Annotated in this window: 19 protein-coding genes and 1 tRNA gene; 9 read left to right on the forward strand and 11 right to left on the reverse strand. The window is 66.1% G+C overall.

The features are described from left to right. Window positions 1-9 precede the first annotated feature (9 nt). Window positions 10-432 (forward strand): MarR family winged helix-turn-helix transcriptional regulator, encoded by a 423-nt coding sequence (locus tag ABID97_RS01395; protein WP_354396802.1) that lies wholly within the window; start codon window positions 10-12, stop codon window positions 430-432. Window positions 433-439: 7 nt separating this feature from the next. On the opposite strand, the gene ABID97_RS01400 is transcribed toward ABID97_RS01395, so the two are convergent. Beyond that, the gene (locus ABID97_RS01400; protein WP_354396803.1) at window positions 440-1,201 is read right to left on the reverse strand and encodes an SDR family oxidoreductase; all 762 of its coding nucleotides are present in this window, start codon (window positions 1,199-1,201) and stop codon (window positions 440-442) included. A 117-nt stretch (window positions 1,202-1,318) separates the two neighbouring features. On the opposite strand from ABID97_RS01400, the gene ABID97_RS01405 reads away from it, so the two are divergent. Together ABID97_RS01405 and ABID97_RS01410 are read left to right on the forward strand one after the other, a co-directional pair. Beyond that, the gene (locus tag ABID97_RS01405) at window positions 1,319-2,245 is read left to right on the forward strand and encodes a LysR family transcriptional regulator (RefSeq protein ID WP_354396804.1); all 927 of its coding nucleotides are present in this window, start codon (window positions 1,319-1,321) and stop codon (window positions 2,243-2,245) included. 63 nt (window positions 2,246-2,308) lie between these two features. After that, window positions 2,309-3,322, forward strand: a complete 1,014-nt coding sequence (locus ABID97_RS01410) for a Bug family tripartite tricarboxylate transporter substrate binding protein (protein WP_354396805.1) — start codon at window positions 2,309-2,311, stop codon at window positions 3,320-3,322. 71 nt (window positions 3,323-3,393) lie between these two features. On the opposite strand, the gene ABID97_RS01415 is transcribed toward ABID97_RS01410, so the two are convergent. Both ABID97_RS01415 and ABID97_RS01420 read right to left on the reverse strand, forming a co-directional pair. Then, the gene (locus ABID97_RS01415) at window positions 3,394-3,717 is read right to left on the reverse strand and encodes a DUF1840 domain-containing protein (protein ID WP_354396806.1); all 324 of its coding nucleotides are present in this window, start codon (window positions 3,715-3,717) and stop codon (window positions 3,394-3,396) included. 12 nt (window positions 3,718-3,729) lie between these two features. Continuing rightward, window positions 3,730-4,998, reverse strand: coding sequence for a class I SAM-dependent methyltransferase (locus ABID97_RS01420; RefSeq protein ID WP_354396807.1), 1,269 nt, complete (start codon window positions 4,996-4,998; stop codon window positions 3,730-3,732). A gap of 155 nt (window positions 4,999-5,153) precedes the next feature. On the opposite strand from ABID97_RS01420, the gene ABID97_RS01425 reads away from it, so the two are divergent. Genes ABID97_RS01425 through ABID97_RS01450 form a run of 6 tightly spaced genes read left to right on the forward strand, consistent with a single transcriptional unit; the run spans window position 5,154 to window position 12,055 of the window. Further along, a complete protein-coding gene (locus ABID97_RS01425) occupies window positions 5,154-7,502 on the forward strand; it encodes a bifunctional salicylyl-CoA 5-hydroxylase/oxidoreductase (RefSeq protein ID WP_503012800.1) in 2,349 nt (782 codons plus the stop codon). Between the two features lies 1 nt (window position 7,503). Beyond that, the gene (locus ABID97_RS01430) at window positions 7,504-7,980 is read left to right on the forward strand and encodes a MarR family winged helix-turn-helix transcriptional regulator (RefSeq protein WP_055807832.1); all 477 of its coding nucleotides are present in this window, start codon (window positions 7,504-7,506) and stop codon (window positions 7,978-7,980) included. Further along, window positions 7,977-8,831, forward strand: a complete 855-nt coding sequence (locus ABID97_RS01435; protein ID WP_354396809.1) for an enoyl-CoA hydratase family protein — start codon at window positions 7,977-7,979, stop codon at window positions 8,829-8,831. The genes ABID97_RS01430 and ABID97_RS01435 overlap by 4 nt, the downstream gene beginning before the upstream one ends. 4 nt (window positions 8,832-8,835) lie before the next feature. Then, entirely contained in the window at window positions 8,836-10,029 is a 1,194-nt protein-coding gene (locus tag ABID97_RS01440; RefSeq protein ID WP_354396810.1) for an acyl-CoA dehydrogenase family protein, read from the forward strand. A 5-nt stretch (window positions 10,030-10,034) separates the two neighbouring features. Beyond that, a complete protein-coding gene (locus tag ABID97_RS01445) occupies window positions 10,035-11,660 on the forward strand; it encodes an AMP-binding protein (protein WP_354396811.1) in 1,626 nt (541 codons plus the stop codon). Next, a complete protein-coding gene (locus tag ABID97_RS01450; RefSeq protein WP_354396812.1) occupies window positions 11,657-12,055 on the forward strand; it encodes a RidA family protein in 399 nt (132 codons plus the stop codon). The genes ABID97_RS01445 and ABID97_RS01450 overlap by 4 nt, the downstream gene beginning before the upstream one ends. A gap of 86 nt (window positions 12,056-12,141) precedes the next feature. On the opposite strand, the gene ABID97_RS01455 is transcribed toward ABID97_RS01450, so the two are convergent. The 8 genes from ABID97_RS01455 to rpmJ form a co-directional block, all read right to left on the reverse strand. Then, window positions 12,142-12,699: an AacA4 family aminoglycoside N(6')-acetyltransferase gene (locus tag ABID97_RS01455; RefSeq protein ID WP_354396813.1), complete on the reverse strand. Its 558-nt coding sequence runs from the start codon at window positions 12,697-12,699 to the stop codon at window positions 12,142-12,144. Window positions 12,700-12,775: 76 nt separating this feature from the next. Then, window positions 12,776-12,852 (reverse strand) — tRNA-Met (locus ABID97_RS01460). Between the two features lie 18 nt (window positions 12,853-12,870). Then, window positions 12,871-13,269, reverse strand: a complete 399-nt coding sequence (gene rplQ, locus ABID97_RS01465) for a 50S ribosomal protein L17 (protein ID WP_354396814.1) — start codon at window positions 13,267-13,269, stop codon at window positions 12,871-12,873. Between the two features lie 84 nt (window positions 13,270-13,353). Continuing rightward, window positions 13,354-14,343: a DNA-directed RNA polymerase subunit alpha gene (locus ABID97_RS01470; RefSeq protein WP_028258417.1), complete on the reverse strand. Its 990-nt coding sequence runs from the start codon at window positions 14,341-14,343 to the stop codon at window positions 13,354-13,356. 128 nt (window positions 14,344-14,471) lie between these two features. Continuing rightward, window positions 14,472-15,095, reverse strand: coding sequence for a 30S ribosomal protein S4 (gene rpsD / locus ABID97_RS01475; RefSeq protein ID WP_013544104.1), 624 nt, complete (start codon window positions 15,093-15,095; stop codon window positions 14,472-14,474). 130 nt (window positions 15,096-15,225) lie between these two features. Continuing rightward, on the reverse strand, window positions 15,226-15,630 hold the full coding sequence (gene rpsK / locus ABID97_RS01480) for a 30S ribosomal protein S11 (RefSeq protein WP_009124825.1): 405 nt from the start codon (window positions 15,628-15,630) through the stop codon (window positions 15,226-15,228). A gap of 12 nt (window positions 15,631-15,642) precedes the next feature. After that, on the reverse strand, window positions 15,643-16,008 hold the full coding sequence (gene rpsM, locus ABID97_RS01485) for a 30S ribosomal protein S13 (protein WP_013544105.1): 366 nt from the start codon (window positions 16,006-16,008) through the stop codon (window positions 15,643-15,645). Window positions 16,009-16,031: 23 nt separating this feature from the next. Further along, on the reverse strand, window positions 16,032-16,145 hold the full coding sequence (rpmJ, locus tag ABID97_RS01490) for a 50S ribosomal protein L36 (protein ID WP_013544106.1): 114 nt from the start codon (window positions 16,143-16,145) through the stop codon (window positions 16,032-16,034). Window positions 16,146-16,186: the final 41 nt, after the last annotated feature.

Here is a 16,186-nt window from a genome sequence, read left to right on the forward strand (position 1 = left end):
GCCCGCGCCATGGACCCGCTGTTCTTCAAGCTGGTGCGCGTGGTCAACCTCACGGCCCGGCCTTTCCATGAGAAGGTCGGCCGCGAACACCATCTCACCCTGAACGAGTGGCGCGTGATGGTGGTGCTGGGCGGCGAGCCCGGGCTCAACGCGACGCAGATTGCCGACTTCACCGGCCTCGACAAGATGGCGGTGAGCCGCGCTCTCGCGGGGCTGAAGCGCCACAGGCGCGTGCAGCGCCTGGGCGACCCGGCCGACCGTCGGCGCGCCAGGCTCTATCTCACGGCCGCCGGCAAGGCGCTGCACGAGACCGTCGGCGCACTGGGCCGCCAGCGCGAGGCCGTTCTGTTCGAAGGCGTGAATGCCGGCGAACTGGCCCGGCTGGACGCCACGCTGGACAAGCTGATTGCCGCCGTCCAGCGTGCCGGCTGAGCCTTCTTCAAGCCGCGAAGCCGCCGTCGATGTTGAGGCTGGCGCCGGTCACGAAGGCCGCTTCGGGGCTGGCCAGGTAGGCCACCATGCCGGCGATCTCCTCGGGGTGCCCGTGGCGGGGCAGCGCCATCAGGCCGTGCATGGCGGCGGCGTTCGGGCCGTCGACGGGATTCATGTCGGTGTCGACCGGGCCGGGCTGCACGTTGTTGACCGTGATGCCGCGCGGCCCCAGGTCGCGCGACAAGCCCTGCACCAGCCCCTTGAGCGCCGACTTGCTCATGGCATAGGCGCTGCCGCCGGGCCAGGGCATGCGCTCGGCGTTGGTGCTGCCGATGTTGATGATGCGGCCGCCCTCGCCCATGTGCCGCACGGCGGCCTTGGCGGCCACGAACACGGCGCGCACGTTGATGTCCAGCGTCCGGTCGAAATCCTCGAGCGAGAAATCTTCCAGGGTGCCAGGCATGAAAACGCCGGCGTTGTTGACGAGCACGTCGATGCGGCCGAACTTGCGTGCGGCTTCGTCGATGCCGGCTGTGAGAGCGGCGGCGTCGGCGCTGTCGATCTTCAGCGCCAGGGCGTGGCCGCCTTCGGCTTCGATGCTGCGCACGAGTTCGTCGGCCGGGGCGCTCGAGCTGGCGTAGCTGAAAGCGACGGCGGCGCCGTCCTGCACCAGGCGGCGCACGATGGCGGCGCCGATGCCGCGCGAACCGCCGGTGACGAAAGCGACCTTGCCTGCGAGCACGGGAGCGGTGGATTTGCTGGAAGCCATGATGGGTTTTCCTGTCGGTTGTGGGGTTGAAGGCCTTCAGTGTCGTGATTCCATTCCCTTTGCGGTAGCCATCGGTTGGCGCAATCAAATTCAACTGTTGGTTGAAAATGGCGGCTCATGGAACCGCTCAGCCACCTCGAATCCTTTGTGCAAAGCGCCGAAAGCGGCAGCTTCTCTGCCGCGGCGCGGCGGCTCGGGCTCACGCCTGCGGCCGTCAGCAAGAACGTCGCGCGGCTGGAGACCCGGCTGGGCGTGCGGCTGTTCCAGCGCAGCACGCGCCGCCTCACGCTCACCGAAAGCGGCGAACGCTTCCTGGGCCGGATCGGCGGCGCGCTCGCCACGCTGCACGACGCCGTGGCCGATGTGTCGAAGGACGACGGCCAGCCCGCGGGCACGCTCAAGGTGAGCATGGGCCAGGCGTTCGGCCGCGAGCACGTGCTGCCGATGATGGGCGAATTCCTGGCGCGCTACCCGTCTATCGTGCCGGACTGGCATTTCGACAACCAGCAGGTGGACCTGGTGGGCGAAGGCTTCGACGCGGCCATCGGCGGCGGCATCGAGCTGTCGCCCGGCATGGTGGCGCGCGAGCTGGCGCGCATCCACGTGGTGGCAGTGGCGGCCCCCGGGTATCTGGAAGGCCGCGCGCTGCCCGCGCATCCCTCGCAACTGGTGGGCTTCGATGCGCTCATGCGCCGCTCCTCGCCCACCGGTCGGCTGCGCAGCTGGACCTTGCAGCATGCGAGCGGCGACCAGGCCACGGTCGAGCTGCCCCGGCCGCGCGCGATCTTCAACGACCCCGAAGCCATTGCGCACGCCGCGCTGATGGGCCTGGGCGTGGCCATGCTGCCCATGCCTTTCGTCGAGCGCGGGCTGCGAAGCGGCGAGCTGGTGCGCCTCCTGCCCGAATGGCATTTCGATGCGGGCGCGGTCTGGCTCTACTACCCGAGCAAGAAGCTGCTGCCGGCCAAGACGCGCGTCTTCATCGACTTCGTGCTGGCGCGATTCCGAAGCGAGCGCTTTGCCGAGCGGATGCGGGCGGCGTAGGCCGGCGCACCGCTGGGGTTTTACCGGCGGCGCCTGCCGCCGTTCGCCTGTACAAACAGGCGCATGACTTCTTCAATTCTCAAAATGAACCGCCGGGCCGCGCTTGCGGCTTCCGCGGCCATCGCCCTTGCCGCAGCGCCCTCCTGGGCCCAGAGCACCTGGCCGACCAAGCCGGTGCGCATCGTCGTGCCATTTGCGGCCGGCGGCACCACCGACATCCTGGCGCGCGCCGTTGCGCCCGAGTTGTCCAAGGCCTTCGGCCAGCAGTTCATCGTCGACAACCGCGCGGGCGCGGGCGGCAACGTGGGCGCCGAGATCGTGGCGCGCGCGCCGAACGACGGCTACACGCTGCTGATGGGCACGGTCGGCACGCACGGCATCAACCGCGCGCTCTATCCCAAGCTGCCATTCGACCCGATCAAGGACTTCGTGCCGATCACGCTGGTGGCCGCCGTGCCGAACGTGATGGAGATGAACGCCGACAAGGCCAAGGCATTGAACATCCGCAACGTACAGGACTTCATCAAGTACGCCAAGGCGAACCCGGGCAAGCTCAACATGGCGTCCAGCGGCAGCGGCACCTCGATCCACCTGGCGGGCGAACTCTTCAAGAGCATGACGGGCACCTTCATGACGCACATCCCGTACAAGGGGTCGGGCCCGGCGCTGCTCGACATGGTGGGCGGCAGTGCCGACGTGATGTTCGACAACCTGCCCTCGTCGATGGCGCAGATCAAGGGCGGAAAGCTCACGGCCCTGGCCGTGACCAGCGCCCAGCGCTCGCCGGCGCTGCCCGACCTGCCGACGGTGGAGGAAGCCGGCGGCCCGTCGCTCAAGGGCTTCGAGGCCAGCTCGTGGTTCGGCTTGCTGGCGCCCGCAGGCACCTCGCCCGACATCGTGAACCGGATCCAGCAGGAGGTGGCCAAGTCGCTCGCCACGCCTGCCATCAAGGAAAAAATGTTGGCCCAGGGCGCGATCCCGAGCGGCAACACCCCGGCCGAGTTCACCCGGCTGATTGCCAGCGAACACGTGAAGTGGGCCAAGGTGGTGAAGGATTCCGGCGCAAAGGTCGACTGACCTTGGGCCTGCGAGGGGGCCGCGCGCCTGCGCCGCGCCCCTTGTTCAAGAACGGATGAGTTGCCGGCGCGTCACGTCTTCCAGGTGACGTCTTTCTTCTCGGCCAAGGAATCCCTCAGCATGTGCAGGAGCGGGGCTGCGCGCTGGTGCAGTCCCACGTGCTGCTTCTCGGCCTCGTTGGCGTGGCCTTCGACGGCGTAGTCGTCATGGTTGTGGGGGTTGCTGGCCTCGCGGGCCAGGGCCGACTCGAGCGCCGCGATGGCGGCGGGAATCTGTTCGACGGTGATGATGCCCTGGGGTGCCGGCGTCTTGCCGACGATGTCGAACAGCTGGCGCGCATGCACCTCGAGCATCACGAAATCGGGGGAGGCCCGGGACTGGAATCGGTACAGCATGGTTTTGTTCACTCACTTGTAGATGTAGTCACGGGCAAAAGGGTACACCGATTGCGAACCGCGTAAAACACCATGCTCGACCCTGCCGTCCGGCCGGGTGGAAAGCATCTGGTGCAGTGAGATCCAGCCTTGCTCGAAACTCATTGCGGAACCCGCCAGGTAGAGGCGGTAGGCGCGCAGGATGCGCTCCGCGTTCTCGCCCTGCCGCCCGCCCGCACGCTCGAGCACCTTGCGCGCCGTCCCGAGCTGCGCCTCGAGCGCATCGGACCAGGCCCACAGCGTGCGTGCATAGTGGGGGCGCAGGCTTTCGGTGTCGACCATCTCCAGGCCTGCCGCGGCGGTTTCGCGCAGCACATGCGTCACGTGCAGCAGCTCGCCGCCCGGGAAGATGTACTTCTCGATGAAATCGCCCATGCCCGCTCCCAACTGCCGGTAGTCGAGCTGGCCCGAGGTGATGCCGTGGTTCAGCACCAGGCCGCCGGGCTTGAGCAGCGAATGGATCTTGCGGAAGTAGGTGGGCATGAAGGCCGAACCCACGTGCTCGAACATGCCGACCGACGAAATCTTGTCGAAGGGCGCGTCGGCCGACAGCTCGCGGTAGTCGCGCAGTTCGACGCGCACGCGGCCCTGCAGGCCTTTTTCCTCGATGAGTTGCTGCACATGGGTGTGCTGGTTCTTCGACAGGGTGATGCCGGTGGCATCGACCCCGTAGTGCTCCGCCGCCCACAGCAGCAGGCCGCCCCAGCCCGAGCCGATGTCCAGGAAGCGCTCGCCGGGCTGCAGCATCAGCTTGCGGCAGATGTGGTCGAGCTTGGCTTCCTGCGCCTCGGCAAGGCTGAGTTCGGGCGTACGAAAGTACGCGCATGAATAAACCCGCCGTGGATCGAGCCACAGCGCGTAGAAATCGTCGGAGACGTCGTAGTGGAACTGGATCTGCTCCGCATCCTTGTTCAGTGAATGGGCGCCGCGGGACTTGGCCAGCCGCATCAGGCGGGTCCACCAGGCGGTGTCGGTTTCGGCCGGGTTGCCGGGCAGCATGCCGACCGTGGCGTCGATCAGGTCGCGCATGGCGCCTTCGATCTGTACCTTGCCTTCCACGTAGGCCTCGCCGATGGCCCCGACCTGCCGCGCCGCCAGCTTGGCCAGCGCGGACCAATCGCTGAACGCCAGGGTCACGCGCGATCCCGGCTTGGCAACTCTTCGCCCATCCGGCAGTTCCAGCGCGATGGGCACGGGCAGCGACGCAAGCTGCGACTCGATCTTGGGTATCAAGCTTTGCATGGTGAGCCCATGGTATTGATTTTTTCGGTTTTTTGCATGATGCCGCGCAACCGTGGGGTACCCCTGTGGTAGTAGCCCCGTTGACAGCAGATTGTTTATGCTTAAACTATTGAACCATGAACAGCCTCAACGCCGGCCTTTCCGCCGCACCCGCCATGGACCTCCAACGAATCCTGTGCATCGGCGGGGGGCCCGCAGGCCTCTACTTCGCCCTGCTGATGAAGGCGCGCAACCCGGCGCTCGAGATCACCGTGGTGGAGCGCAACCGCCCCTTCGACACCTTCGGCTGGGGCGTGGTGCTCAGCGACCAGACGCTCGCCAACCTGGCCGCGGCCGATGCCGACACCGCCGCGCTCATCGGTAACGAATTTCATCACTGGGACGACATCCAGGTGTTCTTCAAGGGCCGCCAGGTGCGCTCGGGCGGTCACGGCTTCTGCGGCATCGGACGCAAGCGGCTCCTGAACATCCTGCAGGAGCGCTGCCTTGAACTCGGCGTGAAGCTGGTCTTCGAGACCGACGCCACGGACGACCAGGCCATCGCAGCCGAATACAACGCGGACCTGGTGATTGCCAGCGACGGCCTCAACAGCCGCATCCGCCAGCGCTACGCCGACGTGTTCAAGCCGGACATCGACCTGCGCAACTGCCGCTTCGTCTGGCTGGGCACGCACCAGACCTTCGACGCCTTCACCTTCGCCTTCGAGCAGACCGAGCACGGCTGGTTCCAGGCCCACGCCTACCAGTTCGACGACAAGACCTCGACCTTCATCGTCGAGACGCCGGAAGAGGTATGGAAAGCCCACGGCCTCGACCAGATGGAGCAGCCCGAGGCCATCGCCTTCTGCGAGAAGCTGTTTGCCAGGTACCTGGGCGGGCATCCGCTCATCAGCAACGCCACCCACCTGCGCGGCTCGGCCAACTGGATCCGCTTTCCGCGCGTGGTGTGCGAGCGCTGGACGCACCGCATCGACGTCGAGGGCCGCTCGGTGCCCGTGGTGCTGATGGGCGATGCGGCGCACACGGCGCACTTCTCGATCGGCTCGGGCACCAAGCTCGCGCTGGAAGACGCGATCGACCTGGCGAACGAGTTCGAGCGCGGCGGCACGGTCGACCATGTGCTCGAAGGCTACGAGGCGCGCCGCAGCGTCGAAGTGCTCAAGATCCAGAACGCGGCGCGCAACTCGACCGAGTGGTTCGAAAACGTGCCGCGCTACACCGGCATGCAGATCGAGCAGTTCGCCTATTCGCTGCTCACCCGCTCGCAGCGCATCAGCCACGAGAACCTGCGCGTGCGCGACACCGAATGGCTCGGCGGCTACGAGCGGTGGCTCGCCGGCGGCAAGCCCGTGGCGCCCATGCTGATGCCGCTCACGGTGCGCGGCGTCACGCTGAAGAACCGCATCCTTGTCTCGCCGATGGCCACCTACAGCGCAGTGGACGGCGTGCCGCAGGACTTCCTGCTGGTGCACCTGGGCGCGCGCGCCCTGGGCGGCGCCGCGATGGTGTGCGTGGAGATGACGAGCCCGACGCCCGAGGGCCGCATCACGCCCGGCTGCACGGGCCTGTACAACGACGCGCAGCAGGCGGCGTTCAAGCGCATCGTCGATTTCGTGCACACGCAGTCGAGCGCGAAGATCGCAATGCAGCTCGGCCACAGCGGAGCCAAGGGCTCGACGCGCGTGGGCTGGGAAGGCACCGACGAGCCGCTGGAGAGCGGCAACTGGCCGCTGCTGTCCGCCAGCCCCGTCGCCTATGGCGAGCAGAACCAGCTGCCGGCCGCGATGACGCGCGAGCAGATGGACGACATGCGCGAACGCTTCGTCGACGCCACGCGCCGCACCGCCGAATGCGGCTTCGACTGGCTCGAGCTGCACTGCGCACACGGCTACCTGCTGTCGTCCTTCATCAGCCCGCTCACCAACCTGCGCACCGACGAATACGGCGGCGGCATCGAGGCGCGCTGCCGCTACCCGCTCGAGGTGTTCCGCGCCATGCGTGCCGTGTGGCCGGCCGACAAGCCGATGAGCGTGCGCATCTCGGCGCACGACTGGGCGCCCGGCGGCAACACCGATGCCGACGCGGTCATCGTCGCCCGCCTCTTCAAGGAAGCCGGCGCCGATTTCATCGACGTCTCCTCCGGCCAGACCACGCGCGCCGCCAAGCCGGTGTACGGCCGCATGTACCAGACACCGTTCTCGGACCGCATCCGCAACGAGGTCGGCATCTCGACCATTGCCGTGGGCGCGATCACCGACGCCGACCAGGCCAACAGCATCATCGCCGCCGGCCGCGCCGACCTGTGCGCCATCGCGCGCCCGCACCTGGCCGACCCTGCGTGGACGCTGCACGAAGCGGCCAAGCTCCAAAGCCGCGACGTCGATTGGCCGAAGCAGTACCTGAGCGGACGCGACCAGCTCTACCGCGAGATCGCGAAGCAGCAGCAGATGGCTGCGGCCGCCAATGCGGCACTGGCGGCGCAAAACCCCGAGGAGACACACTGACATGGACCTCGAAGCACGCGCCCACAGCGAGCACCCCGAGGCCCTGCGCCTCTGGCTGCGGCTGCTCACCTGCACCCAGCTGATCGAGAAGCAGGTGCGCAACGAACTGCGCTCGCAGTTCGCAACCACGCTGCCGCGCTTCGACCTGATGTCGCAGCTCGAACGCTCGCCCGATGGCCTGAAGATGAACGAGCTCTCGCGCCGCATGATGGTGACGGGCGGCAACGTGACCGGGATCACCGACCAGCTGGTGACCGAAGGGCTGGTCGAACGCATCAACGTGGAGGGCGATCGCCGCGCCTGGCGCGTGCGGCTCACCGCCCGCGGCCGCAAGCTCTTCAACGACATGGCGCAGCAGCACGAAGACTGGATCGTCGATGCCTTCGCGGGCCTCAGCGCCAAGGAGATCGCGCAGCTTCACAAGCTGCTCGGCAAGGTCAAGCAACACTCACACAGCCAGATGGCGGAGGCCGAATGAAACACTACATCGGTGCGGGCAATCCCATGCACGCGCAATTCGAGGCCAAGGCGCCCTACGTCGCCAAGCACTTCGCATGGCACTACGAGGCCGGCGTCGGCACCGTCACGCTGAACCGCCCCGAGCGCAAGAACCCGCTCACCTTCGACTCGTATGCCGAGCTGCGCGACCTGTTCCGCGCACTGAACTACGCCACCGACGTGAAGGCGATCGTCGTCACCGGCGCGGGCGGCAACTTCTGCTCCGGCGGCGACGTGCACGAGATCATCGGCCCGCTCACCGGCATGCGCATGCCCGAGCTGCTGGAGTTCACGCGCATGACGGGCGACCTGGTGAAGGCGATCCGGGCGTGCCCGCAACCGATCGTCGGCGCCATCGACGGCGTGTGCGCCGGCGCGGGCGCGATGATTGCGCTGGCCTGCGACCTTCGCTACGGCTCGCCTGCCACGCGCACGGCGTTCCTGTTCACCCGCGTAGGACTCGCGGGCGCCGACATGGGTGCCTGTGCGTTGCTGCCGCGCGTGATCGGCCAGGGCCGCGCATCGGAGCTGCTGTTCACCGGCCGCGCAATGACGGCGCAGGAAGGCCACGCCTGGGGCTTCTTCAATGCGCTGCACGAGAGCGACGCGTTGCTCGACGCCGCGACCAAGGTGGCGCGCGAGCTGGCCGAAGGCCCGAGCTTTGCGCACGGCATGACCAAGACCATGCTGTCGCAGGAGTGGTCGATGACCATCGACCAGGCGATCGAGGCCGAAGCGCAGGCGCAGGCGATCTGCATGCAGACCGAGGATTTCAAGCGCGCCTACGAAGCATTCGCAGCCAAGCGCAAGCCCGTGTTCGGCGGAGACTGAAGCCATGATGACGAAGATCCCCGCACCGCCTTCGACAGCGCACCTTGCGCTGCCCTTCTTCGATGAAGCCCATCGCTCGCTCGCGCGCGACCTGCTGCCCTGGTGCGCAGCCCAGGAGATCGACGAGCGCGACGACCGCGCCGCATGCCGCGAATGGGTGCGCCGGCTCGGCGACGGCGGCTGGCTGCGCTACGCCGTCCCCGGCAGCGCGGGCGGCGCACTCGAGCGCCTCGATTCGCGTGCGCTGGTGCTGCTGCGCGAGACGCTCGGCTTCCACTCGCCGCTGGCCGACTTCGCGTTTGCGATGCAGGGCCTCGGCAGCGGCGCGATCACGCTCGCAGGCACCCCCGAGCAGCAGTCGAACTACCTCACGGCCGTGGGCCAGGGCGGCAAGATCGCGGCCTTTGCACTCAGCGAGCCCGAGGCCGGCTCCGACGTGGCCGCCATGGCCATGCACGCCGAAGCCACGCCCGACGGCTGGCGGCTCCATGGCGAAAAGACCTGGATCAGCAACGGCGGCATCGCCGACTTCTATTGCCTGTTCGCGAAGACGGAGCCGGCGGCCGGCACGCGCGGCATCACCGCCTTCATCGTCGATGCCGACACCGCCGGGCTCGACACCTCGCAGCACATCGACGTGATGGCGCCGCACCCGCTCGCGACCTTGCGCTTCGACAACTGCATCGTGCCGCGCACCGCGCAGCTCGGCGAACTCAACGGCGGCTTCAAGCTGGCGATGCGCACGCTCGACATCTTCCGCGCCTCGGTCGCGGCGGCTGCACTCGGCATGGGCCGCCGTGCGCTGGCCGAAGCGATCGCGCACGCAAAGGGCCGGCGCATGTTCGGCCAGACGCTGGCCGATTTCCAGCTCACGCAGGCCAAGCTCGGCGAGATGGCGGCCTTGATCGACAGTGCGGCCTTGCTCACTTACCGCGCCGCGTGGATGCGCGACGACGCCGAACAGCGCGGCGCTGCCGCGGTGGGCGACGTGTCGGCGGCCGCGGCCATGGCCAAGATGTGCGCCACCGAGAACGCCAGCCGCGTGATCGACATGGCACTGCAGATGCACGGCGGCCTCGGCGTGAAGGTGGGCACGAAGATCGAGAGCCTCTACCGCGACATCCGCTCGCTGCGCATCTATGAAGGCGCGACGGAAGTTCAACAGCTGATCATCGGCAAATCCGTTCTGCGGGGATAAACATCGTGTCTGCACAAGTCGATCGCTTCGTTCATGACCGCCTGCCGCCCGCCGGGCAGTTGCCGGTCTTCCGCTACGACCTTCCGGAGTTGCAGCTGCCCGACCAGCTGAACCTCGTCGAGGAGCTCCTGGACAAGGCGCCTGCGAAGGGTTTCGGCGACAAGCCGATGCTGCGCTCGCCCGCCGGCACGCTGACCTACGCGCAGGCCGCGCTCGAGGTCAATCGCATCGCGCAGGTGCTGACCGAAGACCTCGGCCTCGTGCCCGGCAACCGCGTGCTGCTGCGCGGCGGCAATTCGGTGGCCATGGCGTTGTCGTGGCTCGCCGTGGTGAAGGCAGGCCTCATCGCAGTCGCCACCATGCCGCTGCTGCGCGCCAAGGAACTGGGCGACATCATCGAGAAGTCTCGCCCCGTGGCGGCGCTGTGCGATGGCCGGTTGCTCGACGAACTCGTGCTCGCGCAACGGGACCATCCGGTGCTGGCCACGGTGCTCGCGTTCAACAAGCCCGACGCACCCGATTCACTGTCGGCGCGCGCGGCCGCCAAGAGCGGCGTGTTCACCGCATGCCCCACGGCCTCGGACGACATTGCCTTGCTCGCCTTCACGTCGGGCACCACGGGCAAGCCCAAGGCGCCCGTCACCACGCACCGCGACGTGCTGGCGATGTGCGAAACCTGGCCGCGCCATGTGCTGAAGGCGCGTAGCGACGACGTGGTGATCGGCTCGCCGCCGCTCGCCTTCACCTTCGGGCTCGGCGGACTGCTGGTATTCCCGATGTGGACCGGCGCCTCGGTGTACTTTGCCGATGCGCCTTTCACACCCGAGGGCTTGGTGAAGCTGATCAACGAAGTGGGCGCGACCATCTGCTACACCGCGCCCACCTTCTATCGCCAGATGGCGCCCTTCGTGCGCCAGCACGGCGCGCCGAGCCTGCGCATCTGCGTGAGCGCCGGCGAGGCGCTGCCCGACGCCACGCGGCAGCTGTGGAAGGAAGCCACCGGCATCGAGATGCTCGACGGCATCGGCGGCACCGAGGTGTTCCACATCTACATTTCCGCCGCGGGCGACCAGGTGCGCCGCGGCGCGGTCGGCAAGGTGGTGCCCGGCTTCACGGCCAAGGTGGTGGACGACCAAGGCAACGAAGTGCCGCGCGGCACCGTCGGCAAGCTGGCGCTCCAGGGGCCGGTGGGCTGCCGCTACCTCGACGATCCGCGCCAGTCCGATTACGTGAAGAACGGCTGGAACTACCCCGGCGACTCGTTCGTGCAGGATGACGACGGCTACTTCTTCTACCAGGCGCGTGCCGACGACATGATCATCACGGCCGGCTACAACGTGGGCGGGCCGGAAGTGGAGGATGCACTGCTCAAGCATCCCGCCGTGGCCGAGTGCGGCGTGATCGGCAAGCCCGACGCGGACCGCGGCATGATCGTGAAGGCCTTCTGCGTCCTGAAGCCCGGCGTCGATGGCGATGCCGCACTCGTCAAGGCGCTGCAGGACCACGTGAAGGCCACCATTGCGCCGTTCAAATACCCGCGGGAGATCGAATTCGTGCCGGTGCTGCCGCGCACCGAGACCGGCAAGCTCCAGCGATTCAAACTGAGACAACTCGACACCACCACATCATGATGAACAAACTCTTGCAGCCACCGGGCTGGTTGCCCCCCAAGGGCTATGCGAATGGCGTGGCCGCGCGCGGTACCATGGTCTTCGTCGGCGGCCAGATCGGCTGGAATGCGCAACAACAGTTCGAGTCCGACGACTTCATCGACCAGTGCGGGCTCGCGCTGCGCAACATTGCAGAAGTGCTGCGTGCAGGCGGCGCGGGCCCCGAGCACATGGTGCGCATGACCTGGTACGTGACCGACCGCGACGAATACACCCGGCGACTGGCCGAACTCGGGCCGGTATACCGCGAGGCCATGGGGCGCAACTTTCCCGCCATGACCTGCGTGCAGGTGGCGGCGCTGGTCGAGCCGCGGGCCAAGATCGAGATCGAAGTCACGGCCGTCATTCCGGACTGACCGAGGCGACGAGCCGACACGAACGCCCTCCTCGCGAGGGCGTTATTTTCTGGAGTCTTCGATGCCGGCGCCGGACAGCCCGGGGCTCAGGCCGGGCGCCCGGACGCACGCTCGAATGCCTCGCGTGTCTGCACCATGTAGACGGCGGGCCCGTCCGGCGTCGTCACCGTCTTCACCTGCACGAAACCTGCTTTCTCGTAGCAGCGAATGGCGCGTGCATTCTCCGGGGACGGGTCGGTCTGGATCTTTGTGACCTGCGGATCGGCGAAGAGCAAAGCGACCATCGCACGCACGAGCTGGGTGCCGAGTCCCTTGTCCAGAAGCGACTCACTGCGCAGCGACTGGTCGATGCCGCGCACGCCCGGATCTGTCTCGTCCTCCCACCAGCCGTCGCCACTTCCCATTGCCACGTACGACTGCGCGTAGCCGATCGGCTCCTCTCCCAGCATGGCGATGTACGGGGTGACGGACGCTTCGGCCAGGACCTGCGGTGCGTACTGCGCACGGACCTCGGCAAGGGTAGGCCGCGCTTCGTCGCCGCCCCACCATCGGGCGATGTGCGGCCGGTTGAGCCATTCATGGAGCATAGAGAGGTCGTGCTCCGTCATGGGACGCAAAGTCACGGGTGGGTTGCCGGCGGACATCGACAATTGGCTTCTCCGAACCAAGACGAAGGACCAAAGAAAAAAGGCCCTTTGAAAATCAAAGGGCCTTTTAAATTGGTTGCGCGAGCAAGATTTGAACTTGCGACCTTTGGGTTATGAGCCCAACGAGCTACCAGGCTGCTCCATCGCGCGGCAAGATGGAATTATACCTTATTCGGCAGCGCCTTGTTCGGCTGCTTCTTCTTTAATTTCTGCACGGTCGACCAGTTCGACGAGCGCCATGGGTGCATTGTCGCCAACGCGGAAACCCATCTTCAGGATGCGGGTGTAGCCGCCCGGACGCGCCGCGAAACGCGGGCCGAGTTCGCCGAAGAGCTTGACGACGCTGTCGCGGCTGCGCAGGCGGTCGAAGGCCAGGCGCTTGTTGGCGAGCGTGGGCTTCTTGGCGAGCGTGATCATCGGTTCGATGACGCGGCGCAGTTCCTTGGCCTTGGGGACCGTGGTCTTGATGACTTCGTGCTCGATGAGCGAATTCATCATGTTCTGCAGCATCGCAAGGCGGTGCGAGCTGGTGCGGTTGAGTTTGCGGAGTCCGTGTCCGTGACGCATGGTGCTTTCCTTTACTTTATTAAACAGGCAGCCGTATCAGGTACTGCCCGGTGCACGGGCCCTCATGGGCCCTCTTTCAAAAAATCAACGCTTGTCGAGGCCGGCCGGCGGCCAGCTTTCGAGCTTCATGCCCAAGGTCAGGCCGCGCGAGGCAAGCACTTCCTTGATTTCGTTGAGCGACTTGCGACCCAGGTTCGGGGTCTTGAGCAGCTCGTTCTCGGTGCGCTGGATCAGGTCGCCGATGTAGTAGATGTTCTCGGCCTTCAGGCAGTTGGCCGAACGCACGGTGAGCTCGAGCTCGTCGACAGGGCGCAGCAGGATCGGGTCGAATTGCTGTGCGCTGCGCGGTGCCGGCGTATCGAATGCAGCGAGTTCGCCACCTTCGAGCTGTGCGAACACGGCCAGTTGCTCGACGAGGATTTTAGCCGAGGCGCGGACTGCGTCTTCGGCCGTGATCGCGCCGTTGGTTTCGATTTCGACCAGCAGCTTGTCCAGGTCGGTGCGCTGCTCGACGCGGGCGCTTTCGACCGTGTAGCTCACGCGCTTGACGGGCGAGAACGAGGCGTCCAGAACGATGCGGCCGATCGACTTGGTCGGCTCGTCGGCGTAGCGGCGCATCGTGCCGGGCACGTAGCCGCGGCCCTTTTCAACCTTGATCTGCATGTCGAGCTTGCCGCCTTGCGACAGGTGCGCGATCACGTGGTCGGGGTTGATGATCTCGACGTCGTGCGGGGTCTGGATGTCCGAAGCGAGGACCGGGCCTTCGCCGTCCTTGCGCAGGCTCAGCGTGACTTCGTCGCGGTTGTGGAGCTTGAACACCACGCCCTTGAGATTCAGCAGGATGTTGACGACGTCTTCCTGCACGCCGTCGATCGACGAGTACTCGTGCAGGACGCCGGCGATCGTGACTTCAGTGGCCGAATAACCGACCATCGACGACAGCAGGACGCGGCGCAGCGCGTTGCCGAGCGTGTGGCCGTAGCCGCGCTCGAAAGGCTCGAGCGTGACCTTGGCCTTGTTGGCGGCAAGTTGCTCGACCTGGATGGTCTTGGGTTTCAGCAGGGTGGTTTGCATGCAGACTTCCTCTCAATACCCCCGGCTCGTTACACCGGTAAGGCTGGTGAAGCACCCGTCGGGAGTGCCTCCCGATGGGAACAAAAAAATCAAATGCGGGCCGCGAAGGGCGGCCCGATAGCGTCTGTTTAGCGCGAGTACAGTTCGACGATCAACGATTCGTTGATGTCGGCTGCGAATTCGTCGCGATCGGGTACCTTCTTGAAGGTGCCTTCGGCCTTGTCGGCGTTCACTTCGACCCATGCCGGAATACCGACTTGCTGGGCGAGCTGGAGCGCTTCGGCAATGCGGGTCTGCTTCTTCGACTTGTCGCGCACGGCAATCACGTCGCCGGTCTTCACCAGGTACGACGGGATGTTGACCGACTGGCCATTCACCGTGATCGCCTTGTGCGACACGAGCTGGCGTGCTTCGGCGCGCGTCGAGCCGAAGCCCATGCGGTAGACGACGTTGTCCAGGCGCGATTCGAGGATGAACAGCAGGTTGGCGCCGGTGTTGCCACGGCGGCGGTCGGCTTCTTCGAAGTAGCGGCGGAACTGCTTCTCGAGCACGCCGTACATGCGCTTGACCTTCTGCTTCTCGCGCAGCTGCAGGCCGTAGTCGGAGGTACGCTGACCCGAAGTGCGGCCGTGCTGGCCGGGCTTGGAATCGAACTTGGCCTTGTCCTGGATGGAGCGGCGGGCGCTCTTCAGGAACAGGTCGGTGCCTTCACGGCGGGAGAGTTTGGCCTTGGGGCCGAGGTAGCGTGCCACGAGTTTTCCTTTGTGTCATCTGCCGCAGTTGCCTGCGGGAGCCATCGGCGAGGACGCGGATGGCGGTGGGCTTAGTAAAAAAACAAATGCGCAGCCGCTCAAAAGCCGGCTGCGCCTTGCGGACTGACGATCAGATGCGGCGACGCTTCTGGGGACGGCAGCCGTTGTGCGGAACGGGCGTCACGTCGGCAATGGAATTGATCCGGATGCCGAGCGCAGCCAGTGCGCGCACCGACGATTCGCGACCGGGGCCGGGGCCCTTGATCTCGACGTCGAGGTTCTTGATACCTTGTTCGACAGCAGCACGGCCGGCCACTTCGGAAGCCACCTGCGCAGCGAACGGGGTCGACTTGCGCGAGCCCTTGAAGCCCTGGCCACCCGACGAAGCCCACGACAGGGCGTTGCCCTGGCGATCGGTGATCGTGATGATGGTGTTGTTGAACGAGGCATGCACGTGGGCGATGCCGTCCGCAACGTTCTTGCGAACCTTCTTGCGAACGCGCTGTGCGGCGTTGTTTGCAGGTGCTTTAGCCATGCTGGTCTATCCTTATTTCTTCAGGGACTGCGCAGCCTTGCGCGGACCCTTGCGGGTGCGGGCATTGGTGCGCGTGCGCTGGCCGCGCATCGGCAGGCCGCGACGGTGACGGAAGCCGCGATAGCAACCGATGTCCATCAAACGCTTGATGTTCATCGTCGTCTCGCGACGCAGATCGCCTTCGATGGTGAAGAGAGCGATCTGGTCGCGGATCTTTTCGAGATCGGCGTCGGTCAGATCCTTGATCTTCTTCGAATATTCGATGCCGCTCGCTTCGCAGATTTGACGGGCGCGCGTGCGACCGATGCCGAAGATGGCGGTCAGGCCGATTTCAGCGTGCTTGTGCGGCGGAATGTTGATGCCAGCAATACGTGCCATGTGCGTCCTCTAATACTCTTCAATCAACCCTGGCGCTGCTTGTGGCGCGGGTCGGTGCAAATCACACGCACCACACCTTTACGGCGGATGACCTTGCAATTACGGCAGATGGTTTTGACCGAAGCCGAAACTCTCATTTCATTCTCCTAAAACTGTTTAACGTGGCGGTACACCGCCC

It is taken from the genome of Variovorax sp. OAS795, assembly GCF_040546685.1.
Lineage (GTDB): Bacteria > Pseudomonadota > Gammaproteobacteria > Burkholderiales > Burkholderiaceae_C > Variovorax.